We start from the raw sequence: 21,069 nt of genomic DNA on the forward strand, positions 1-21,069 counted from the left end.
GGTTACTTCCTCGGTGTCAGGAAGGATCGGTCCGATTGCCCGGTGACAAAATCAACGATCCGTTGCACGTATTCGCTTTCGTTGTCCACACCAACTCGGTGCGCCCGCTCCATGAATGTACCCTCTCCAGTCGATAACTCGCGGAACGCAGCGCGCAATGCTGAGATTTCTTCTCGAGAAACACCCTTGCGCTTCAGGCCAACCAAATTCAGACCGTCCAATTCGCCACGCGGCGCCTGCACAAGGCCATAGGGGATGACATCATTCGGAACCATGGTCAGTGCGCCAATGATCGCGCCGCGACCGACACGTACCCATTGGTGCAGACCGGAAATCCCACCCACGATCACATCGTCTTCGATGACACAATGACCTGCCGCACCGGCGTGATTTACCATGATAACGCGGTTACCGATCTGAACGTCATGCGCCACATGAACACCGGCCATCAGCAGGCAATCGTCGCCGATTCGGGTCACACCGCCGCCACCTTCAGTTCCGGTATTCACTGTCACGTGTTCCCGAATACGGTTGCGCTTTCCAATCTCAAGCCGAGTATCTTCGCCGCCGAACTTCAAGTCTTGTGGTATTTCTCCGATCACCGAAAAATTGAAGATGACGGTTTCGTCGCCAATCAAGGTGTCGCCGGTGACAACAACGTGCGATTTAAGCTCAACCCTATCCCCCAGACGAACCTGAGCGCCCACGTAACAAAACGGGCCGATGATGCATCCTTCACCGATCTGGGCACCGTCTTCAACAATTGCGCTTGGGTGGATGCCGCTCATGTTGTTTTTTCCATATCCCAATCGACATAGGCCGAGAATTCGGCCTCGGCTGCGACCTCACCTTCGACGGTGGCCTTGCCGCTGAACTTGAAGATCTTGCCGCCCTTCTTGCCGCGCACGGTTTCGACATGCATCTCTAGCACGTCACCCGGGATCACCTTACGGCGAAATTTGCACTTGTCGATGTTCATGAAATAGATCAGCAGCTCGCTGTCTATCACGTCCATACCCACGCCCAGCATCACGCCCGCAGTTTGTGCCATCGCTTCGACAATGGTCACGCCCGGCATGATCGGTGTACCTGGGAAATGTCCCTGAAAATGCGGCTCGTTCATAGTGACGTTCTTGATGCCAACAGCCGACTGATAGCCCGAGATATCAACTACCTTGTCGACCAGCAGAAACGGATAGCGATGCGGCAGGATCCTTTGGATCAGCTGAATATCGGCGCTTTTTGTTTCCGTGCTCATGGAGTATTCGTCCCGTTCTGAATTTCATTTTGCGGCGTGGTAGCAATACCACGCCGTAAGGGCAAGCAAACCTATTCGCTGGCCTCGTTTTCGATAGAGCTGCCATCGCCGATCACCGCGTCGATACGGGCAATGGCCGCATCGGTGATGTCTGTACGGTCCGAGCTGAGAAAAACGCTGGATCTTTCTATGATGATCGAAGCGCCGGAGTCGCGTAACAGGTCAATCAATACCGGTTGCACCAACTCAAAGAACGTTTGGCGTGCTTCTTCGCTGCGGCGCGCAAGGGAGTCAAGTTTTGCGCGCTGACCTTCGCGGTGCGATTGGACCTTCTTGTCGAAAGCATCTGCCAAGGGGCGGAATTCATCCGTTGTCATAGCGGCGCGTTTGTCCGTCAGACTTTTTTCTTCCTGACTCAACTCGGCCACAATCCGTTCGTTTTCCTGACCCAGCAATACACCTTCGGCTTCAATCTCGCGCAGGACGCGCCGACCAAAGGCGGAGTCTGAAAACAACCGCTCGCTGGACAGGGTAACGACGCCACTTTGTGGTACACCTAGTTGTTGGGCTATGGCCGGTGTCACAAAGGCGATAGTCAGAAAAACACTCAGGGCCCTGGTAGGGCCCTGAAGTTTGTTTAAAATACGCGTCAACATTCGGGATCAGAACCGGGCCTGGACTGTCAGGTCAAAGCTCTGTTCCTTGTCGAAGTCTTCTTTTTTCAACGCTTTCGAGAAGTTAAAGCGCAAAGGACCGAACGGTGTTTCCCAAAGAACCGATACGCCGAGCACGTGACGGATCGATCCATCGGCACCCACGATGTCTGCGCCGGCGGTGTTCACATCATTAAGGTTGTAGAGGTTGCCAAAGTCATAGAACACGCCCCCTCGTAGGCCAAATTCCTCAGGAAGGCCAAGTGGGAAATCCGATTCCAGACGCGCTACCCAATAGTAGTTGCCCCCGATCGCATCATCCTGATCATTCGACAGGTCACGCGGACCGATACCAGCAGGTTCAAAACCGCGGAAAACACTGGGACCCAGAACAAAGCGATCAATGGTACGGCTGAAATCGTTACCGCGCCAATGCAGAGCACCCGCTTCTATGCTTGCACGCAACACAACCTCTTCATTCCAGACACGTGTCTGAGCTATGCCACGGGCCGACGTTTTGTAGAATTCATTGTCTCCGCCCAGTCCCGCTGCATCGAAACCGGCTTCAAACAGGACGCCTGCATTTGGATTCAGACCGCCCAGTCGGCTGTCGTATATGTAAGACACACCCAAAGAGCTGGTTGAACGTTCACCCTGATCGATTTCCGAGGAAATAACCGCACCGTTGTCCTCGTTATCCTGTTGGGTCATCTCGCTGTTTTCCCAGCCATAGCGCAACCGAAGCGAAGATAGTTCGCCAATGGCGTAGCTTAGCTGGGGCCGGAAAAACAGAGTTTCAGTATCATAGCTCGCAAAGCTCGAGTTAGTCGTCGCAAGGCCAAGTCCCACGTCGAAGCGCAGTCTACGTCCCAGAAGATAAGGCTCGGTAAAGTTCAGCGTGTATTGCTCTGAATCCTGCGCGGTCGACAAGGTAAGACCAACAGTCTGTCCGCGCCCAAGGAAGTTGGTCTCGCGCAGTCCGATCGCAACGCCAAAGCCGTCAGCGACCGAGTAGCTACCGCCGAGGCTCAGCGAGCCGGTTGGTTGCTCTTCAACGTCGACGTCCACAATCACCTGACTGGGCGAAGACCCTTCGCGAGGCTCGACATCAGCGGTTGCAAAGAATCCCAGTGCGCGAATACGTTCAGCGGCCTGACGGATTTCTCGCGGGTTGAAGGGATCACCTTCCACTGTATCGAATTGTCGGCGGATCACGCGGTCCAGCGTTGTGGTGTTTCCTTCGATATCGATCCGCTCAACAAAAATGCGCGGCCCGCGGGTCAGAACAAACTGAACATTCAGCCTCAGGTTACGCGCGTCCCGGGTTACACGGGGTTCAACCCGCAGGAAATCGACACCCTGCTTGATCCCCAGACGCTCCATCCGTGCAATCGAGTTTTCGACCAGAGACGGCGAATAGGTTACACCCGGCTTGATTTTCAACGCAGCCTGATACGGAGCCGGGTCTACACCCGGAATTTCGCTGACCGTGCTGATTTGCCCGAATGAGAATTTCTGGCCCTCGGTAATGTTCATCACGAGGAAAAAGGCGTCACGTTCGCGGGTGAATTCCACATTCGCGCTGTTGATGCGAAAATCTACATAACCGCGCGACAGGTAAAAGTCCCGGATAACCTGTTTATCGAATTCGATCCGGTCAGCGATAAAGGTATCACCGCTGAGGAAAGTCCGCAGGACGTTCGCTTGCTTGGTTTCTAGAACCCGGCGCAAACGGCGGTCGGAATATGCACGATTGCCAACAAAACTGACGCGTTCAACTTCGATCGTGGTGCCTTCTGCAACTTCGAAAACCAGGTCGACGCGATTGTCACTGCGGCGAATGATGCGGGGAATGACCGTCGCGGACACGCGCCCCTGCGCCGAATAAATCTCGGCGATCAAATCCGCATCCGCTTCGGCGACCTGAGGAGTGAAGACACGCCGTGGTTCCGACGAGATCGCCTCAAGCAATACGTCGTCTTTGACGCGGTTGTTTCCTTCGATGCTGATCTGGTTGATGGTCGGGTATTCCTCGACCTCAATCAGCAGCGTGTTGCCACGGGGGGTAAGCTCGACTGTCTCAAAAACACCACTGTCAAGCAAACGCTGATAGGCATCATTCAACTGTCCACCAGTGACGGACTGGCCAGGTTGAATGCCCGTGCGCGCGATAATCGTCGAGGTTTCAATACGCCGGTTCCCTTCGACGTCAAACGAGTTGATGACGAAATTCTGAGCCCATGCAGCCTGCGGAACAGGCACCAAACCTATCAATGACAAAAGGAAAATAAACGTTAGTGATCGCCACAAAATCTTGTTTTCCGGCTTCTGCCCCCCGCAGGATGTACCCGCGCCTCGCCTATCAGTCATTTTTCACTACCCGATATTTTTTAGACTTTATTGCTGAGTAGCGAGAATATTTATGCTTGTCAAAAGACCAAAACAGAAAGCGGCCTCAAGGGCCGCCTCGCGTGGTTTACAAAGATGGTGCTGAGAATCACATGGTGATGAGGTATGCCCAACCGCCCAAGGCAACAGCTGTAACGCCAAAGAACAGCAGCATGTCCCAGTTCAATACGAACAGAAACCCGACACTTTCGGCAGATTTACGCAGGGCCTTTGACATGACAACCTCTGACACAGAATTAGCTCTGTAGGAAACCATACGTTCAGATTGGGGCGGAATTGCGGCGCTTTTTTGCGACACTTGCCACAATCAGCAGAACAGGTCGTTCGACACCGAAAAGACCATCAAGCCAAGGATCAGAGATATCCCAACCGTCATCAAAACACCTAGAACCTTATCGCTGGGTGGTTTTCCGGTTACTGCCTCATATGCGTAGAATACCAAGTGCCCGCCATCCAGCGCTGGAATAGGAAACAGGTTCAGCAAACCCACGGCGGTCGAAAGAACCGCAATGAAAAAGATGAAGTTTTGCGCCCCTTGGCTGGCCATTGCACCCGACGTTTCGGCAATACCAATGGGTCCGGATATGTTGCAGGTGCTGATCGCGCCAGTAACCATGTGCCAAATCCCGGACAACGACCCCTCGACAATGCGCCAAGTCTGTCGAACTCCGCCAGAAAGGGATTCCAACACCCCTGCAGGCGTCGTTGCTGGCTCCAGCGCCATACCTCCAACAATCCCAATGCGCCAATGGGTTATAAATCCACCTTCGGGTTTTGGCTCATCCGTGCGGCGCGGAGCCAATGCAAATTCAAGTTCAGCCCCATCGCGCCAGACATCCAGTAACAAGACCTTGCCATCCGAGCCCTCTACTTGTTCTTTGAGTTGCTCAAAGGCAAAAACCGGTTCCCCATTGATCGCCGTAATGACATCGCCGGATTTCAGATCGATATCCATGGCGGCGCTGCGTGGAGTAACCTGCTGGATCAGTGGTGGAAACAGCCAGGGACCGGATACATCTATCGTTTGCCCCTCGCGGATCACCGTGTAATCCAGCTCTGGCTCAACAGGCAATGCGCCGGTGAATTCGGCCCAGGCGCCCTGCTGATCGAAATTCGGCACCGGAACGCCTGCGATGGCCACAATCTCATCACCATCCTGCAGTTGCTGTTCCGTCCCCGGCAGAGGGTACAGCTTGCCAACAGTCAACGGCTCTCGGGTCACGCCCTGAGAAAAGAAGATCAGGCCAAACACCAGAATGGACATCACAAAGTTGAACACCGGGCCAGCGGCAACTGTGGCCGCCCGCGCCCACAGGGGCGCGCCATGCATAGTGCGCCGCAGTTCTTCCGGGCTTTGCTCGGTGATTTCCTGCATTGCCTCTTCGTCCTTGCCGGACGCGGCGTTGGCATCACCCAAAAACTTCACATACCCGCCAAACGGCAGTGCAGCGATCTGCCAGCGGGTACCGCGCTTGTCGACGCGGCTCCACAGCACCGGGCCAAACCCAATCGAGAACACCTCGGCGTGGATACCCGACCAACGCCCAACGATATAGTGGCCGTATTCATGCACCGCGACGATGACGGACAGCGCAATCACAAAAGCACAGATCGTATACAGCAGGTTGCCGAATTGAGGGATCAGAGAGATTAGGTCCAAGTTTTTATCCTGCTGATTGGATGGCGGCCTCATCGGCCCACTTACGTGCCAAATGGTCCGTTTGCAGCACGTTATCAAGGTTTAATGGGGCATCAAGAAGGCCGTCTGACGCCTCAAACCTGTTCAGAACGGCCTCAACAATATCAGCCATCTCAAGAAAGCCGACGCGACGCGCGATAAAGTGATCCAGCGCGCGCTCTTTGGCGGCATTGAAAACAGCACCGGACAAGCCGCCCCGCTGCATCACATTGCGGGCCAGGCGCAAGGCCGGATAGCGCGCCTCGTCCGGTTCCTGAAAGCGCAACTGTCCCAGCTTGGCGAGGTTCAGGCGCTCGACCGGCAGGTCACGCCTTTCCGGCCAGTGCAATGCATAGCCGATCGCGTGGCGCATGTCGGGCGCGCCCATATGCGCCATGACCGCCCCGTCGTTGAACCCAACCAGCGAGTGCACGATGGATTCGGGATGAACAAGCACTTCAATCTGATCGGGCGAAACGCCAAAGAACTCTTTGGTTTCAATTAGCTCCAACGCCTTGTTGAACATCGAGGCACTGTCGATGGTGATCCGCTGCCCCATGTTCCAGTTCGGGTGGTTCGAGGCCTGCTCGACCGTGGCACTGGCCAGATCGCTCAGCGGCCAGTCGCGGAAGGCGCCGCCGCTGGCGGTGATGATGATCCGCTCAACGGCGTCCATATCCTCACCGACCAGAGCCTGAAATACCGCTGAATGTTCGCTGTCCACCGGCAGTAGGCGCGCATTGTGCGCCCGAGTAGTTTCCAGAACCAGCGCCCCGGCGCAGACCAGCGTTTCCTTGTTGGCCAGCGCAAGCGTCGCACCCTGTTTCAACGCCTCAAGCCCCGGCGGCAATCCAGCAGCCCCGACAATGGCGGACATGACCCAATCGGCGGGCTGTGCCGCGGCCTCGGTCAACGCCACCTGCCCCGCCGCGGCCTCAACACCGCTGCCGGACAACGCGGCGCGCAAATCCTCCAGTCGATCCTCATGCGCGGTCACGGCTATATCGGCATTCAAACGACGCGCATCTTCGGCCAGTTTTTCGATATTCGCCCCACCGGTCAGCGCAACAACGTCATAAGCCGACGGGTTCCGGTCGATCAGATCAATGGTGTTCTGCCCGATCGAGCCGGTTGCACCAAAAATCGAGACTTTGCGCATCACATGCCCCCGGGGGAATAGATCAGGCCAGCAATCAGAACGAACAAGGCCGCCCCCATCATGCCGTCGAACCGATCCAGAAAGCCGCCATGCCCCGGAATCAGGTTCGAGCTGTCCTTTACCCCGAATTTCCGTTTGGTTGCGCTTTCGACGATGTCACCCGCCTGGCTGGCCATCGACGCCATCACAGAGATCACGACGAACAAGAAACCGAACCCGGCATGTAGTGCGAAAATGGCCCCAACAATGGCCGCCGCAACCCATCCGCCAGCCGTTCCCGACCAAGTTTTCTTGGGACTTACCTTTGGCCAGAACTTCGGGCCCCCGAAGGTTTTGCCAACAAAGTACCCGGCCACATCCGTAGCAACCACCACCGAGATCAGCCAGACCATCCAGCCGAAGCCCATATTCTCGCGGATCGAGATGAACCCCAGCCCTGCAGCCGCGATCCAGATAGCAAACAGTGCGTAGGTTGTCTTGGACCGGCTGACTTGTCCCGTCCCAACCAAGGCCGGAGCAATAAGTACGGGCAATTTGTATAGCGGCGGCAAATGATAGCTGAGCAGAACCGCAGCCCCGGTCAGGATGCCAAGTTGCACAGCTGCCCCAGTCTTGTCCGGATCGATCATCCGAACCAGTTCCCAGGTCATCAGGCTACATGCGATTGCAATAAAGGTCTCGAACCACAACCCGCCCAGCCAAACCTCGATCGAGCCGACAAGGACCAGCACAGCAGCCGACAGAACCCGGGCGGTCAGATCAGACCATCGGCCCTCACTCATACCGGAACTGCCCCGAAACGTCGTTCGCGGGACCCGAAATTGCGGCACAACCGTTCCAGCTCGGCCGCGGTGAAATCGGGCCACAGAGTGTCAATGAACTCATACTCGGAATAAGCGGATTGCCACAGAAGAAAGTTTGAAATCCGTGCTTCACCACTGGTTCGGATAACCAAATCCGGATCCGGAAGAACTCGTGTATCCAGATACTTAGGTAGAGTCTCTTCATCTACATCTTCAGGGCGCAAGCGACCCTCTGCCACGTCCCGCGCGAGACGTTTTGTGGCTCGCGCCACTTCGTCCCTGCCTCCATAGTTCAGAGCGACCGTCAGATGAACCAGATCATTGTCCTTGGTTTCCTCTTCCAGCGTATCCATCAGCGCGGTCAGCTTGGCATCAAGTCGTACTCGATCCCCAATGAATCGCACCCGAATCCCGTTATTCTTCAGGGTCCGGGTTTCCTTTATGATATAGCGCCGAAACAGGCTCATCAGACCGGCAACCTCGGCCTGCGTGCGTTTCCAGTTCTCGGTCGAAAACGCAAAAACCGTTAGGTATTTGACCCCAAGACCCGGACAAGCCTCTACCACTTCGCGCACGCGCCGCGCACCGGCGTGGTGCCCGAACAGCCTAGGCCGTCCACGTGCCTGCGCCCAACGACCGTTCCCGTCCATAATAATGGCGACGTGGCGCGGCCCAACGACGGGCGCAGTATGTGGGGCGTTAAGCATATTCCGGTCTCAGACCTGCATGATCTCGGCCTGCTTGGTCTCAAGCGCGGCATCAACGTTTTTGATCATCTCGTCGGTCAGGTCCTGAACCTCGGATTCCCAGAACTTCTGATCGTCTTCGGACATACCGTCTGCCTTGGCTTTCTTGATTTGGTCCATGCCGTCGCGGCGAACGTTGCGGATCGAAACACGGGCATGCTCGGCATATTGACCAGCGACCTTGCCCAGTTCACGGCGGCGCTCTTCGTTCAGCTCCGGAATCGGCAGCATGATAATGGTGCCGTTCAGCTGAGGGTTGATCCCCAGACCACTTTCACGGATGGCCTTTTCGACCTTGCCGACCAACCCTTTGTCCCAGACATTAACCGTGACCATACGCGGCTCGGGTACGTTAACTGTTCCGACTTGGTTGATTGGTGTCATAGAGCCATAAGCATCCACCATGACAGGCTCCAACATCGAAGCCGACGCGCGCCCGGTCCGAAGCGAGGCGAATTCGGTTCTGAGATTGGACATTGCGCCTTCCATGCGCCGTTTCAGATCATCGGTATCCAGTACAAAATCGTCAGACATGCTGCTCACTCCCCGTCTTCAGGTGCTGTTTGCATGGCTCATAAGCCATCGCAGTTGGGATGTATAGCAATGATGATGCGGAAATGCGCCAATGACCAGAGGTGTTTCCGGCATTTTCTGGGAGTTTCAGAGACAAAAAGACTGATCGGCGCGCGGGTCGACCGGTCTTGATGTAAGTCTTGCCGATCAGGCGTTTACGTCGACGACGACGCGGCCCTTTACCTGACCCTTCAGGATATCCGCTCCCAATTGCGGCAGATCATTCAGGGTTGCGGGGTGAACCATAGCTTCAAGCTTGTCCATGGGCAGGTCCTTAGCGATGCGCTGCCAGGCACGAACGCGGTTGTCGTACGGCTGCATGACGCTGTCGATACCCAGCAGATTAACTCCGCGCAGCAGGAACGGAATCACCGTTGCAGGCAAGCCAGCACCACCGGCCAAGCCAACCGCAGCAACCGAAGCGCCGTATTTCATCTGGCCCAGCACGCGCGCCAGCATTTCGCCGCCCACCGCATCGACACAACCGGCCCAGGTCTCACTTTCCAGCGGGCGTTTGGTGGTCTCGTTCAGTTCCTCACGCGGTACGATCGTGGTCGCCCCCAGAGACTTCAGGTAATCACCTGTTTCAGGGCGCCCGGTGACGGCTGCGACTTCATAACCCAGATTGGCCAGAATGGCGGTTGCCACCGAGCCGACGCCACCCGCGGCACCGGTCACCAGAACCGGACCGTGGTCGGGCTTCATACCATGATCTTCCAGCGCCATCACCGCCAGCATCGCCGTGAAACCAGCCGTGCCCACGGCCATTGCCTGCCGCGCAGTCAGTCCTTCGGGCAGTGGCACCAGCCAATCGGCACGGGCGTTTGCCTTTTGCGAATAACCGCCCCAATGGGCTTCACCCACACGCCAGCCGGTCAGAACCACCTTGTCACCGGGCTTGTATCGATCATCCGAGGACGCCTCGACCGTACCGGCATAATCGATCCCCGGCACATGCGGGTAAGAGCGTACCAGCCCGCCGCCTTTGGAGGACGTGCACAAACCGTCCTTGTAATTCACCGTCGAGTACTCGACAGCCACCGTGACCTCACCCTGAGGCAGGTCTTCCATCGAAAGCTGTTTTACTGACGGGCTGGCCAGCCCGCTTTCCTCGTCTTTTTCCATGACCAATGCGTTGAACATCATATTTCCTTTCGTTTTCTACAAAACCAGGCCCGGTCTTCGCCTGACTAAAAATATCCCGGGGGAGTCGCGCAGCGACGGAGGCAGCGCCCCTAACCGCGCTCAAATCCAGAACTTCTCCTGTACAGTCGCACGGCGCATACCGTCCGGCGTTTCCACCTCGACAATTGTCCCGGCGTCCCAATGGCTCAACCGCAGCATTCCTATCGACACGTTGGTCGCAAAATCCGGAGACCAAGCGGCGGAGGTCACCTGCCCCACCCGTTTACCACCGGCGAATACTAGCCACGGACGGTCACAGGGCGGCACAGCGTCGCCCTCGATGGCGATCGGACGGAGCTGCTGTACGGGACCTTCCTTGGCCACGCGAAGCAAGGCGTCGCGGCCAATGCATCCGATAGCCGTATGGGTATTGCAGAACTTGCCCAACCCGCATTCATGAGGTGTGTTGTCATCGGTCATGTCATTGCCATAGGACAGCAACCCGCCTTCGATCCGTTCGATCAGGTTGGGACAGCCCGCCCGTACCTGCAGGTCTTCGCCAGCGGCAAACAGAGCATTCCACAACGGCATTCCGATGTCTGAGCCTTCGACGTAAATCTCGAACCCACCCTGTTTGGAATAGCCCGACCGCGCCACCGCCAGATCGCGGCCCTGAAATTCGAACATGTCGAATTTAAAGAACCGGATATCGCGTACACGGTCACCAAAGACACGCGACATCAACTCATCCGCCTTCGGCCCCTGTACGGCCAGCGGAGACACGTCCGGTTCATCCACCAGAACGTCCAGACGATACCCGTTCGCGATACCCTTGACCCACAGCAACAAGTCACTGTCGGCAATGGAAATCCACCAGCGGTCATCTGAAAGCTTCACCGCGACCGGATCATTGAGCATCCCACCAGTTTCATCAACGATGGGCACATAATAACACTGCCCTGGCAGCATCCCCCGCAAATCGCGCGGCGTCAGCATCTGCATCAGTCGTGCGGCGTCCGGCCCACGCAGTTCTACCTGCCTTTCACAAGACACATCCCAGACCTGAACATGGGATTTTAGGTGGCGGTAGTCGGCCTCGACACTTTCGAAAACTGTCGGCAACAACATACGGTTATACACCGTATATCCTTTGACTCCGGCCGCTTCGACCCCATCGGAAAACGGAGTCCGACGCAACCGGCGGGATAGGGAAATCTGCGGCATTCAAGCCTCCTCAGGCATAAAAACCAAATCGCTTACAGGCGCAGCCGATCCGGTTTCGGTCAGCATCTGGTGCAACTGTCCACGATGGTGGGTCTGGTGGTTAAACATGTGGATCACACATTGCGCGTAAGGCAATGTAACATCAGCCTCTTTTGCCGCTGAGAACCAGGTGAAGTCACCGGTCAGCGGCGTGTCTTTCAGCGATCCCGCCCATTCGGAAATACGGGCATCAACGGTTTCCCACAGAGGCACCCAATCGGCCAGATCGGTGCATAACGAGACACTTTTGGGGATACCTCCGCCCGGCCCTTCACCGTTGTCAAAGCGCGACACCCAGATCCAGTTGCCCCACAACAAATGGTTCGCCGTCCCCATGATTGAGCCAAAAAATGCGCCCCGCTCCTTGGTTAGTTCTTCGGGTGCTAGTGCTTGCAGAAACCCCGATGACTGGCTGTTTTGCCATCGGTTATAACGTGCCATTTCTTGCGCATAGACCCCGTTGATCATCACTTTGGTCCATGCCAGTCGATCGGGCAGATCTCAGCCGACTTGCCACCGAAATCCCAGACGCGGCCATAGTCACGCACTTTGGACTTTGTTCCGCGCGCGACAATGATATCCGGACCCATCCAGTATTTCGAGTTCGACACCATCACCGGATGCTCAGGGTCCTTTCCCGACAGCATCTCAATCTCACCCTGAATCTTGCGGCCAATTGCAATCCGACGCTTGTTGCCGTTACGCTCAATCTGCACCGGAGCCCGCTCGGCGCCGATGATCTCACTCACCAGCATGGTGAACAGCCCGGTGGTGCCACCTGCCTGACCACTGAAGATTTGCAGCAGACCGTTATAGGCCTTGCCGCTGGCACGTTCGTCCACATAGGCCGCGACTTTCCACTGGCCCTCTCCCATGCGGCCCGGAATATCGACCAATAGCCCCACGTTCAGACCGGACAGGTCTTCGCCTTCATAATGACCTTCGTCGATGATAACCCCCATCCACGCGTGGCAGTGGCCCTCGGTTGGAGGATGCGCCCCAAGCGACACAACACACGGACAGAACACGTCGCATGAGCAATTCAGGATCAACTCACCCTTAATGGCCCAGTCCGTTGGACTCATCTCTCGCCGCTTGGGATTGGGCATACGGCTGTCAATGCGTTGGCTGATCGGCAGCCTGTCTGCTTCGGGTTTCCTGTTTTTAGCCATATACTTATCCTCCGTAAGTAAAGGGAAAGATCAGCAGGACAAGACCCCCTGCGATCAGTGCAAACCCCATCGGTCGTGTAATCGCATGACCTATCTGAGGCAGTTTCTCGAGAACCATGAACAGTGTCGCCAGACCCATCCACAACAGGCTCATGACGCCACCAACAAAGCCAAGCGCCATGAAGCCCCAGCAGCAACCGACGCAGAACGCACCCAGCCCCAGCCCCATACGCAGACCGCCAGTGAAGCCGGTTTTCCAATGGCCCAGGAAATAGGTCATCGGGGCGTGGCAGACACCGTGGCAGACCTCTTTCGCGCGGGTGAATTGAAAGGCGCCAGCTGTGATCATCAGGCCGCCGGCAAACCAGCCGGACTTTGCAATGCCCAGCATGTCAACGACGCCGCCGAACAGTAGAGCCAGTTGGACGCCGGTGATCAAAGCTGCGAATCCGACCCAGACGATGAAGTAACCGGCCAGGACACCGATCCAACCCGCTCGGGTGCCATTGGCGCTGCGGATCAGGTCCTCATAGCTGCGCAGAGTCGGTACCAGCGTCGGCAGCATCATTGCAGCCATCATGATTGCCCACATCCAGAACAGCGGGCCGAATTTGGCCATGGGCATATACATGTCCATGCGGGGGTCCATCGCGGCCATCGCTTGCCCCATCGGGCCTGGCCGACCGATCCAATCCAGATCCATATCGCGGCTCATGGTGAACATCATCCACCAGGCCCACAGGATCAGAATGTAGAATCCTAGCCACAATCCGCTGCGTAGAACTGCGCGACTCACGCTTCCCTCCCGACTCAGTCCTTGCTTTTCAAATGTCAGACTTTTAAATGTCAGACAAATAAAAATTTCACCGACGGCCTCTTGAACATGAAAATCGACCCTCAGAAACCAGCGGATTTATCGGCCCAGATCGCTCAGGCCATACGAGATGCTATCATATCGGGCGAGTTGATCGTGGACGAAAGGTTGCCCTCCGAGGCCGAGCTGTCCGACCAGTTCCAGGTGTCGCGCCCAACGGTGCGAGAGGCCCTCAAGCGTCTAGCAGCGCAATCGCTGATCCGAACACAGCGCGGCGCCAGTGGTGGTGCCTTCGTAAACCGGATCAGCTTTGAGGATGCCTATTCGCAGCAAATCACCACGTCCACGCTGCTGCTGTCGATGAATGCGATCAGTTTCGACACCGCCTGCGAGGCTCGCTTTGCGCTGGAACGCGCCTGTGCCCCACTGTCGGCGCAACGCCGCACCGCCGATCAGTTGGCCACCATGCGGGCCGAGATTTTTCGGCAGGCTCAACCTGGCCTGACGGATGAGGCGTTCTGTTCTTCCGACGTCGCCTTCCACCGTGCTCTGGTCGACGGGGCCGAAAACCCGGTTTTGTCCTATCAACTCGCCGGGGCGGTTGAGGCGATGCAGCCGCTGATGAACATGATCACGTTTACCGCCCGGTCCCGCGAGGAGATCATTGGCCTACACAACCGGATTGCCGATGCGTTGGAGGCCCGCGACGAGGCAAAAGTTGACGCCGCGCTGGTTGAACTAGAAAACTACACACGCAAACTGGCGCAGGACGTAGCCCAGCAACACCGCAAACCTGCGTGACGGAGATATGATGGTAACAGCGCTAAATGTAATCGCAGCCTTGTTGACGATAGGCTTTGGCCTGTTTGGCTTCCTGGCTCCGGCTTTTACCGCCGCATCACTGGATCTGACGCCGACCGACAGCAATATGGGCCTCAGCGAGATGCGTGCCTCGGTCGGCGGTTTGTTCGTGGTGACCGGTGCAGCTGTGCTGTGGCTGAACAACCCTATGGCCTACGCGATGCTGGGGGTTGTCTATGCGGGGGCGGCGTTGGGTCGGTTTGTCTCGGTCGTTCTGGACAATCCTCCAATCGTCAAGGCGGTAACGTTTGGAGGAATCGAACTGGCCCTGGCGCTGTGGCTGATCCTAGCGAACTTCAACAGAACCGCCTAACCGGTTGTTTTTTCAATCTCCGCCGTTCGAAAATCCCGGTTTGCATCCGCGCGTCTGCTCACCTATATAGAGTATGTCCTTCGGGACTATGGACATAAACGCGCTCGTAATAAGCGGATCGGACCCGGGGGCGGTACCCGGCGGCTCCACCAAAATCCTTCGTTTGAGGATCATGGGGCCGAAACAGGATCGACGAACGTCTAAAGGGGTTAGCCTTGTCTCGGCTGTCTGCCACCGTTATCGGCGAAACTAGTACAATTGCAAACGACAATCGTGCTCCGGTTGCAGTTGCTGCGTAAGCAGTAACAAGACCGAAACTTAAGCCCTTACGCCTAGCCGCGTAAGGCGGGGTTCGCAGGTACCTGGCAACAGAAACCTGCATTTTCCCTGTAATGTCTGTGGTTTAACTCTGATCTTGTGCACGTTCAGAGTTTTTTCACCCTTTCGTTTCATTCTCAGCCTAAAAGGAAAAGGAGAGCTGGGATGTCACACGCAGATGTACTCAGAAACTGGTATGCCGAGGTTTGGGAAAACGGAAACATTGATGCCATCGACCAGTTCTTTGCCCCCGATACTATGGCCGAGGGGCTGATCCCCGAAATGCAGGTCGGCGCTGACGATTTTCGCGATCTGGTTATGGCTTTTCGACATGTGCTGGGGGACATAAAGGTAGATCTTCCGAAAATCATCGAAGACGGCGATTGGGTGTCCGGGGTTTTGAATGTCAGTACCACCCGGGCGGATAACGGGGCTCCGTTGCAGGCCACCGGCAGCGTCATCGCGCGCATCAAAGATGGCCGCATGGTCGAGGCATATAACCAGTTCGACTTCATCTCGCTGTTCGAACAACTCGGGCAATTTCCGCAAGACACCCTGCCCGTCTGCATGACCGGGCAAAGGCTGGACTGGGCCTGACACAAGCAACGCAATCTTGACCCCTCGGGCGCTTGATCGTAAGCAGAAACCATGGGGTAAGATTGCGAACGCCCCGTGAGGCGCCAGCCCAAGTTTCGCATGTATCCGTTTGCACTAGGAGACATGCCATGCCCGCGCCTAACTCTATTACACCGAAACAGTTGCTGCGCCTGATCGGAACGCCACAGGCTCCGGTCTTAGTCGATATTTGCTTGGAACAGGACTTTGAGGACGATCCGTTTCTGATCCCCGGTTCCGTACGCCATGCCGCGATGGATATCGACGGCATTGCCCACCTTATAGGCAATCGTAAAGCAGTCATTATTTGTCAAAAGGGTAAGAAGCTCAGTCAGGGGGTCGTATCTTGGCTGCGCGGCAAAGGGTGCGAAGCCGAATTTTTAGAAGGTGGAATGTTTGGCTGGCGCGACATGGCGGATGCCCCAAGGATACCAGCCTCAGCATTGCCTGCAAGAGATGATGGCGGATCCGTCTGGGTCACCCGCCACCGGCCAAAAATCGATCGGATCGCCTGCCCATGGCTGATCCGCCGTTTCGTAGCCCCCGACGCGCAGTTTCTTTTCGTTGCCCCGTCCGAAGTTGAATCCACCGCTCAAGCCTTCGATGCGACACCGTTCGATATCGAAGGTACATTTTGGTCGCACCGAAACGACTACTGCACCTTTGACACCATGCTGGACGAGTTTAAGTTGCGAACTCCTGCCCTCGACCGGCTTGCCACGGTGGTCCGTGCCGCTGATACCAATCGTCATGAACTTGCACCCGAGGCGGCGGGTTTGCTAGCGGTTTCAGTGGGCCTCTCGCGCCAATACCGGGACGACCACCAGAACCTGGAGGCGGGTCTGCACTTTTATGACGCTTTGTATCGTTGGGCTAGGGACGGTTTCGAAGAACAACACGACTGGCCGACGGATCACAGATCATGACACCATCGATTGCGGAACTCGTCCGGGTGTTCGGCCGCATCGGATTGCTTTCCTTCGGAGGCCCGGCGGCGCAGATTTCGCTGATGCATCAGGAACTGGTCGAAAACCGTCCCTGGCTGGATGAGCAGACCTATCTGCGAGCCCTGTCGCTGTGCATGTTGCTGCCGGGTCCCGAGGCAATGCAACTGGCTACTTACGCAGGCTGGCGTCTGCGCGGAGTGACAGGCGGTTTGATCGCCGGAGCCTTGTTCGTGCTGCCCGGAGCCTGCGTTATCGCGATTCTAGTGGGGCTTTACGCCGCCTATGGTGATCTGCCTTTGGTTCAGGCCGGATTTCTGGGCGTAAAGGCGACGGTGATTGTGATCGTCCTGCAGGCGCTTCGGAACTTGTCGCGCAAGGCGCTTACCGATACGCAGCATCGCGCCATCGCGGGGCTTGGGTTTCTGGCTATATTTGCGCTGAACCTGCCCTTTCCACTGATCATTCTGGCCGCAGCGCTTTGGGGGTACGTAACGTTTGACGGTCAGCCACGAGCGGAGGCCATAACCCCTGCGCCCAAAGTCACAGGTACGTTTCGCACCGCTGCCTTTTGGCTGCTGATGTGGCTGGGGCCGCTGCTGGCACTGACCCTTACAGGGCAAAAGCTGCTGAGCGATCTGGGCTGGTTCTTTGCCCGCCTCGCTGTCGTCACTTTTGGCGGAGCTTATGCCGTGCTGGCATATATGACCCAGACCGTCGTGGACAAGTATCACTGGGTCAGCACGGATCAGATGATCGACGCGCTGGGTCTGGCGGAAACGACTCCGGGGCCATTGATTCTGGTGACCCAGTTTGTTGCCATGCTGACTGGCCAGATGACAGGTGGCGCCTCTCTGGCAATCGCGGCCGGAGCAGTTGCCTTATGGGCCACCTTTGTGCCTTGTTTTCTCTGGATTTTTCTTGCGGCGCCGTATCTGGACCAACTGGCCGCCCGTCCCAGATTGTCCGCCGCGCTGCACGGGATTACGGCTGCTGTGGTGGGTGTGATTCTCAATCTATCCGTATGGTTCAGTCTGAACGTTCTGTTTCAAAAAATCCCAGAAGCATCATTGGGACCGGTGACACTGCCCTGGCCCGACCTGAGCAGCCTGAATCCAGCCGCCCTGATCCTGACTTTGCTTGCTGGGCTATTGATTTTTAAGTTTAAATTTGGAATGGCAACAACATTGGCGATCATGGCCGCAATAGGAACGGGACTACATTTCGTTTAAACAATCCTCACACAGGCGGTCTTTCGTTTCCGATGAAATCCCCTATGCTGAGGTAACCACTTTTGAGGATGACACATGTCGCAAGACATCGACTATGGGAACCTGATGCACACCGCCATGCGCGGGCTCATCAAGACTGTTCTGACCAGCGTTTCCGACAATGGCCTGCCCGGGGCGCATCATTTCTTTATCACTTTCGACACCCGCCAGGACGGCGTCGAACTGGCCGATTGGCTGCGCGAGCGGTACCCCGAGGAAATGACTATCGTCATGCAGCACTGGTTCGAAAACCTTGAAGTTGGCGATGACGGGTTTGCGATCACGCTGAACTTTGGCGATGCGCCGGAACCGCTGTATATCCCCTATGCGTCGATCAAGACCTTCGTTGACCCCTCGGTCGAATTCGGGCTGCGGTTTGAAAGCCCCGAGGATGAGGAAGAAATTGAACCCATCGTCGAGGAATCGATTGAGGTTGAAGAAGAACCCAATCACCAGGACGCCGAGGTGGTCTCGCTGGACAGTTTCCGCAAGTAACCGCCCGGGGCTACTGCTTTTTCAGAAACGTCTCGACCGAGCGAGACTTTATCCCGTTGCGGAACCGTGAGAATGACAAGTCCAGACCGCCCTCTGCCAGAGTGCGGTCGAATTGCTGTAGCTCATAATCTCCGGTCTCGCCGATAAACAGCGAGAATACGGTCAGAGTGTTACCCTCAATCCGCCCCCAGACAAACGGTTCACCCTGCATCGGGTCCAACGGGACCTCATGCCCAAAAACGTTGCGCTTCATCGCGGCAGAATAGACATCGGCCCTGTCTGACTGCTTGAAATCTATCGAGAATTTCTGATCTTTGACCCGACCATCCGCCTTGTAGGTTGTGGTTGTCCAACTGACGTTGAAGCCATCTTTCAACTCTTCAATCGACACGCTCATGTCACGTGGCGTTTGGCTTCCGTCTTCATCCACAACATTGGCAGACCCTACGTAGCTGCCGACAAAGGGCGCAATATCCGCGGCGTAGGCTTTTAGACCCGTCAGAGCGAACAAAATCAGTAAGCCCAATGAAAAGGCAATGATTTTCAGGGGATAAGCTCGAACCAATGTACCCACCTTCGCCTCCAACATGTTGATCCGTCTATTGTAGCTGACCCGATAGCGCATACAATGCGTTTCGGACCGAATTTACCAATCCCTTCCTGCTATACCTCTGGCACCCTTGCGTTTATGGTGCGCGCAACTGGCCGATTGCACGATGACATTGTTACGGGTAAACGGCATGCGACTGCATACACAACGGAGTGACCGATGTCTCAGACCCGCACCGAATCCGACAGCTTTGGCCCGTTGGAAGTCCCCGCTGACAAGTATTGGGGCGCGCAGACGCAGCGTTCGATCATGAACTTCCCCATTGGCTGGGAAAAACAGCCCGTCGCCATCGTGCGCGCGCTGGGCGTGATCAAGAAAGCCTGCGCCATGGAGAACAAAGCCATCGGCAAGCTGGATGCGAAAATCGCCGACGCCGTCATTCAGGCCGCCGGAGAAGTGATCGAAGGCAAGTTTGACGACAATTTCCCGCTGGTCGTCTGGCAGACCGGGTCTGGCACCCAGTCGAACATGAACTCGAACGAGGTGATCGCCAACCGCGCGATCGAGATTCTGGGCGGCGTGATCGGATCGAAAGACCCGGTGCATCCGAATGACCATTGCAATATGGGTCAATCCTCGAACGACACGTTCCCGACCGCCATGCACATCGCCACCGCGATGAGCGTGCGTGACGTGCTGCTGCCGGGTCTGGAGAAATTTGCCTCGGCTCTGGAAGCCAAGGCGAAAGAGTTCACGGGTATAATCAAGATCGGCCGGACGCATACTCAGGATGCGACACCGCTGACGCTGGAGCAGGAATTCGGTGGTTACGCGCACCAGATCCGTCAGGGTATTGCCCGTGTTCACGCCTCGATGCCCGGTATCTATGAACTGGCCCAAGGCGGTACTGCCGTTGGCACCGGCCTGAACACTCATAACGGCTGGGATGAGGCTGTGGCCAAGAACATGGCGGACATCACCGGCCTGCCCTTCGTGACCGCACCGAATAAATTCGAAGCCTTGGCAGCGCACGACGCCATGGTCTTCCTGTCGGGCGCTTTGGCGACCATTGCGGGCTCTTGCTACAAGATCGCCAACGACATCCGCCTGCTGGGCTCTGGCCCCCGCTCGGGTCTGGGGGAGCTGATCTTACCGGAAAACGAGCCCGGCTCGTCCATCATGCCCGGCAAGGTAAACCCAACTCAGGCCGAAGCGCTGACACAAGTAGCAGCGCATGTGATGGGCAACGACGCGGCGATGAAATTCGCCGGTTCGCAGGGGCACTTCCAGCTGAACGTCTACAACCCGATGATGTCCTACAACCTGCTGCAGTCCATCCAACTGCTGGGCGACGCCACTGACAGCTTTACCGAGCGGATGCTGCTGGGCATCAAGGCCAATGAACCGCGCATCGACAAGCTGATGAAGGAATCGCTGATGCTGGTGACCGCTCTGGCGCCGACCATCGGCTATGACAACGCCACCACCGTCGCCAAAACCGCGCACAAGAATGGCACGACCCTCAAGGAAGAGGCCATCGCACTGGGCTTTGTCGATGAAGAGACCTTTGACGCCGTGGTTCGCCCTGAACACATGATCGGTCCCAAAGACTGATGGGCAAGCCGGTCAATCTGAACCGGTATCGAAAAGATAAAGCGCGGGCCGAGAAAAAGGCCCGCGCGGATCAGAACGCTGTCAAATTCGGCCGCAGCAAGGCTGAAAAGATCGAAGACAAATTCCACCAAGACAAACAGCGTCGCGACATTGACAATCACGAGTTGGATGAATGAGCGGCCGTCCGGTCAAACGATCACTGACCCTTAAGGGCCACCGCACTTCGGTGTCTCTGGAAGACGAATTCTGGCAGGCCTTTCGCGACATCGCCAAGTCAAAAGAAACCGCAATCAACGCCTTAGCGGCTGAGATTGACGTAGAACGCGACCCCGAGGTCGGGCTGGCCTCAGCCATTCGGGTGTTCATTCTTAACTGGTTCCGCGACGCCTCTTCTTCGTAGTTTCGAAGTGTATTGACGCTATAGGACGATTGTCC

General features: G+C 56.5%; 25 protein-coding genes and 1 other RNA gene. 10 read left to right on the top strand and 16 right to left on the bottom strand.

Features of this window, described 5'->3' with window-relative positions; genetic code table 11:
• Window positions 1-2 precede the first annotated feature (2 nt).
• From lpxA to ACR0ER_RS00595, 15 genes are all read right to left on the bottom strand, one after another.
• A complete protein-coding gene (gene lpxA, locus ACR0ER_RS00525; RefSeq protein ID WP_480767259.1) occupies window positions 3-788 on the bottom strand; it encodes an acyl-ACP--UDP-N-acetylglucosamine O-acyltransferase in 786 nt (261 codons plus the stop codon).
• Window positions 785-1,258, bottom strand: coding sequence for a 3-hydroxyacyl-ACP dehydratase FabZ (gene fabZ, locus ACR0ER_RS00530; protein ID WP_170324861.1), 474 nt, complete (start codon window positions 1,256-1,258; stop codon window positions 785-787). The genes lpxA and fabZ overlap by 4 nt, the downstream gene beginning before the upstream one ends.
• A 71-nt stretch (window positions 1,259-1,329) precedes the next feature.
• Complete coding sequence (locus ACR0ER_RS00535) at window positions 1,330-1,842, bottom strand: OmpH/Skp family outer membrane protein (RefSeq protein ID WP_480767260.1); 513 nt, start codon at window positions 1,840-1,842, stop codon at window positions 1,330-1,332.
• Between the two features lie 78 nt (window positions 1,843-1,920).
• Complete coding sequence (gene bamA / locus ACR0ER_RS00540) at window positions 1,921-4,281, bottom strand: outer membrane protein assembly factor BamA (RefSeq protein WP_480767261.1); 2,361 nt, start codon at window positions 4,279-4,281, stop codon at window positions 1,921-1,923.
• Window positions 4,282-4,408: 127 nt separating this feature from the next.
• Entirely contained in the window at window positions 4,409-4,537 is a 129-nt protein-coding gene (locus ACR0ER_RS00545; protein WP_302479247.1) for a hypothetical protein, read from the bottom strand.
• Between the two features lie 90 nt (window positions 4,538-4,627).
• The gene (rseP, locus tag ACR0ER_RS00550) at window positions 4,628-5,980 is read right to left on the bottom strand and encodes an RIP metalloprotease RseP (RefSeq protein WP_170330035.1); all 1,353 of its coding nucleotides are present in this window, start codon (window positions 5,978-5,980) and stop codon (window positions 4,628-4,630) included.
• A gap of 4 nt (window positions 5,981-5,984) precedes the next feature.
• Entirely contained in the window at window positions 5,985-7,157 is a 1,173-nt protein-coding gene (gene dxr, locus ACR0ER_RS00555; protein ID WP_480767262.1) for a 1-deoxy-D-xylulose-5-phosphate reductoisomerase, read from the bottom strand.
• On the bottom strand, window positions 7,157-7,939 hold the full coding sequence (locus ACR0ER_RS00560; protein WP_480767263.1) for a phosphatidate cytidylyltransferase: 783 nt from the start codon (window positions 7,937-7,939) through the stop codon (window positions 7,157-7,159). Before ACR0ER_RS00560 ends, dxr begins: the two co-directional genes overlap by 1 nt.
• Window positions 7,936-8,667 (bottom strand): isoprenyl transferase, encoded by a 732-nt coding sequence (locus ACR0ER_RS00565; protein ID WP_480767264.1) that lies wholly within the window; start codon window positions 8,665-8,667, stop codon window positions 7,936-7,938. Before ACR0ER_RS00565 ends, ACR0ER_RS00560 begins: the two co-directional genes overlap by 4 nt.
• A 9-nt stretch (window positions 8,668-8,676) precedes the next feature.
• Entirely contained in the window at window positions 8,677-9,240 is a 564-nt protein-coding gene (gene frr, locus ACR0ER_RS00570; protein WP_170330031.1) for a ribosome recycling factor, read from the bottom strand.
• A 186-nt stretch (window positions 9,241-9,426) separates the two neighbouring features.
• Window positions 9,427-10,422, bottom strand: a complete 996-nt coding sequence (gene acuI, locus ACR0ER_RS00575; RefSeq protein ID WP_480767265.1) for an acryloyl-CoA reductase — start codon at window positions 10,420-10,422, stop codon at window positions 9,427-9,429.
• A gap of 102 nt (window positions 10,423-10,524) precedes the next feature.
• On the bottom strand, window positions 10,525-11,628 hold the full coding sequence (locus ACR0ER_RS00580; RefSeq protein ID WP_480767266.1) for a dimethylsulfoniopropionate demethylase: 1,104 nt from the start codon (window positions 11,626-11,628) through the stop codon (window positions 10,525-10,527).
• The gene (locus tag ACR0ER_RS00585) at window positions 11,629-12,135 is read right to left on the bottom strand and encodes a DinB family protein (protein ID WP_480767267.1); all 507 of its coding nucleotides are present in this window, start codon (window positions 12,133-12,135) and stop codon (window positions 11,629-11,631) included.
• Window positions 12,135-12,839: a DUF1326 domain-containing protein gene (locus tag ACR0ER_RS00590; RefSeq protein ID WP_480767268.1), complete on the bottom strand. Its 705-nt coding sequence runs from the start codon at window positions 12,837-12,839 to the stop codon at window positions 12,135-12,137. The genes ACR0ER_RS00585 and ACR0ER_RS00590 overlap by 1 nt, the downstream gene beginning before the upstream one ends.
• A gap of 4 nt (window positions 12,840-12,843) precedes the next feature.
• Window positions 12,844-13,635: a DUF2182 domain-containing protein gene (locus tag ACR0ER_RS00595; RefSeq protein ID WP_480767269.1), complete on the bottom strand. Its 792-nt coding sequence runs from the start codon at window positions 13,633-13,635 to the stop codon at window positions 12,844-12,846.
• A gap of 87 nt (window positions 13,636-13,722) precedes the next feature.
• Between ACR0ER_RS00595 and ACR0ER_RS00600 the strand changes: the two genes are divergently transcribed.
• The 7 genes from ACR0ER_RS00600 to ACR0ER_RS00630 all read left to right on the top strand — a co-directional run bounded on the left by ACR0ER_RS00600 (window position 13,723) and on the right by ACR0ER_RS00630 (window position 18,470).
• Window positions 13,723-14,454, top strand: coding sequence for a FadR/GntR family transcriptional regulator (locus tag ACR0ER_RS00600; protein ID WP_480767270.1), 732 nt, complete (start codon window positions 13,723-13,725; stop codon window positions 14,452-14,454).
• Window positions 14,455-14,464: 10 nt separating this feature from the next.
• On the top strand, window positions 14,465-14,827 hold the full coding sequence (locus ACR0ER_RS00605; protein ID WP_480767271.1) for a DUF4345 family protein: 363 nt from the start codon (window positions 14,465-14,467) through the stop codon (window positions 14,825-14,827).
• A gap of 36 nt (window positions 14,828-14,863) precedes the next feature.
• Window positions 14,864-15,210: a transfer-messenger RNA gene (gene ssrA, locus ACR0ER_RS00610) on the top strand.
• A 100-nt stretch (window positions 15,211-15,310) separates the two neighbouring features.
• Window positions 15,311-15,742: an ester cyclase gene (locus ACR0ER_RS00615; RefSeq protein ID WP_480767272.1), complete on the top strand. Its 432-nt coding sequence runs from the start codon at window positions 15,311-15,313 to the stop codon at window positions 15,740-15,742.
• A 128-nt stretch (window positions 15,743-15,870) separates the two neighbouring features.
• Window positions 15,871-16,686 (top strand): chromate resistance protein ChrB domain-containing protein, encoded by an 816-nt coding sequence (locus ACR0ER_RS00620; protein ID WP_480767273.1) that lies wholly within the window; start codon window positions 15,871-15,873, stop codon window positions 16,684-16,686.
• Window positions 16,683-17,936 (top strand): chromate efflux transporter, encoded by a 1,254-nt coding sequence (gene chrA / locus ACR0ER_RS00625; protein ID WP_480767274.1) that lies wholly within the window; start codon window positions 16,683-16,685, stop codon window positions 17,934-17,936. The genes ACR0ER_RS00620 and chrA overlap by 4 nt, the downstream gene beginning before the upstream one ends.
• A gap of 75 nt (window positions 17,937-18,011) precedes the next feature.
• Window positions 18,012-18,470: an SspB family protein gene (locus ACR0ER_RS00630; RefSeq protein ID WP_170330020.1), complete on the top strand. Its 459-nt coding sequence runs from the start codon at window positions 18,012-18,014 to the stop codon at window positions 18,468-18,470.
• Between the two features lie 10 nt (window positions 18,471-18,480).
• On the opposite strand, the gene ACR0ER_RS00635 is transcribed toward ACR0ER_RS00630, so the two are convergent.
• Window positions 18,481-19,011, bottom strand: a complete 531-nt coding sequence (locus tag ACR0ER_RS00635; protein WP_480767502.1) for a hypothetical protein — start codon at window positions 19,009-19,011, stop codon at window positions 18,481-18,483.
• A gap of 228 nt (window positions 19,012-19,239) precedes the next feature.
• On the opposite strand from ACR0ER_RS00635, the gene fumC reads away from it, so the two are divergent.
• From fumC to ACR0ER_RS00650, 3 genes are read left to right on the top strand one after another with little or no spacing between them, the layout of a single operon-like run.
• Window positions 19,240-20,634, top strand: coding sequence for a class II fumarate hydratase (fumC, locus tag ACR0ER_RS00640; RefSeq protein ID WP_480767275.1), 1,395 nt, complete (start codon window positions 19,240-19,242; stop codon window positions 20,632-20,634).
• Complete coding sequence (locus tag ACR0ER_RS00645; RefSeq protein ID WP_480767276.1) at window positions 20,634-20,810, top strand: DUF4169 family protein; 177 nt, start codon at window positions 20,634-20,636, stop codon at window positions 20,808-20,810. Before fumC ends, ACR0ER_RS00645 begins: the two co-directional genes overlap by 1 nt.
• Entirely contained in the window at window positions 20,807-21,034 is a 228-nt protein-coding gene (locus ACR0ER_RS00650; protein ID WP_480767277.1) for a ribbon-helix-helix domain-containing protein, read from the top strand. Before ACR0ER_RS00645 ends, ACR0ER_RS00650 begins: the two co-directional genes overlap by 4 nt.
• The last annotated feature ends 35 nt before the right edge of the window (window positions 21,035-21,069 follow it).

The organism is Ruegeria sp. CH8 (assembly GCF_056536985.1).

Excerpts from the sequence above, each read along its gene's own strand:
- dxr (WP_480767262.1), bottom strand. The coding sequence starts at position 7,157 with ATGCGCAAAGTCTCGATTTTTGGTGCAACCGGCTCGATCGGGCAGAAC.
- ACR0ER_RS00590 (WP_480767268.1), bottom strand. The coding sequence starts at position 12,839 with ATGGCTAAAAACAGGAAACCCGAAGCAGACAGGCTGCCGATCAGCCAA.
- ACR0ER_RS00560 (WP_480767263.1), bottom strand. The coding sequence starts at position 7,939 with ATGAGTGAGGGCCGATGGTCTGATCTGACCGCCCGGGTTCTGTCGGCT.
- bamA (WP_480767261.1), bottom strand. The coding sequence starts at position 4,281 with ATGACTGATAGGCGAGGCGCGGGTACATCCTGCGGGGGGCAGAAGCCG.
- ACR0ER_RS00605 (WP_480767271.1), top strand. The coding sequence starts at position 14,465 with ATGGTAACAGCGCTAAATGTAATCGCAGCCTTGTTGACGATAGGCTTT.
- ACR0ER_RS00585 (WP_480767267.1), bottom strand. The coding sequence starts at position 12,135 with ATGATCAACGGGGTCTATGCGCAAGAAATGGCACGTTATAACCGATGG.
- fabZ (WP_170324861.1), bottom strand. The coding sequence starts at position 1,258 with ATGAGCACGGAAACAAAAAGCGCCGATATTCAGCTGATCCAAAGGATC.
- fumC (WP_480767275.1), top strand. The coding sequence starts at position 19,240 with ATGTCTCAGACCCGCACCGAATCCGACAGCTTTGGCCCGTTGGAAGTC.
- lpxA (WP_480767259.1), bottom strand. The coding sequence starts at position 788 with ATGAGCGGCATCCACCCAAGCGCAATTGTTGAAGACGGTGCCCAGATC.
- ACR0ER_RS00620 (WP_480767273.1), top strand. The coding sequence starts at position 15,871 with ATGCCCGCGCCTAACTCTATTACACCGAAACAGTTGCTGCGCCTGATC.
- acuI (WP_480767265.1), bottom strand. The coding sequence starts at position 10,422 with ATGTTCAACGCATTGGTCATGGAAAAAGACGAGGAAAGCGGGCTGGCC.
- frr (WP_170330031.1), bottom strand. The coding sequence starts at position 9,240 with ATGTCTGACGATTTTGTACTGGATACCGATGATCTGAAACGGCGCATG.
- ACR0ER_RS00565 (WP_480767264.1), bottom strand. The coding sequence starts at position 8,667 with ATGCTTAACGCCCCACATACTGCGCCCGTCGTTGGGCCGCGCCACGTC.
- ACR0ER_RS00645 (WP_480767276.1), top strand. The coding sequence starts at position 20,634 with ATGGGCAAGCCGGTCAATCTGAACCGGTATCGAAAAGATAAAGCGCGG.
- ACR0ER_RS00545 (WP_302479247.1), bottom strand. The coding sequence starts at position 4,537 with ATGTCAAAGGCCCTGCGTAAATCTGCCGAAAGTGTCGGGTTTCTGTTC.
- chrA (WP_480767274.1), top strand. The coding sequence starts at position 16,683 with ATGACACCATCGATTGCGGAACTCGTCCGGGTGTTCGGCCGCATCGGA.
- ACR0ER_RS00580 (WP_480767266.1), bottom strand. The coding sequence starts at position 11,628 with ATGCCGCAGATTTCCCTATCCCGCCGGTTGCGTCGGACTCCGTTTTCC.
- ACR0ER_RS00615 (WP_480767272.1), top strand. The coding sequence starts at position 15,311 with ATGTCACACGCAGATGTACTCAGAAACTGGTATGCCGAGGTTTGGGAA.
- ACR0ER_RS00630 (WP_170330020.1), top strand. The coding sequence starts at position 18,012 with ATGTCGCAAGACATCGACTATGGGAACCTGATGCACACCGCCATGCGC.
- ACR0ER_RS00650 (WP_480767277.1), top strand. The coding sequence starts at position 20,807 with ATGAGCGGCCGTCCGGTCAAACGATCACTGACCCTTAAGGGCCACCGC.
- ACR0ER_RS00600 (WP_480767270.1), top strand. The coding sequence starts at position 13,723 with ATGAAAATCGACCCTCAGAAACCAGCGGATTTATCGGCCCAGATCGCT.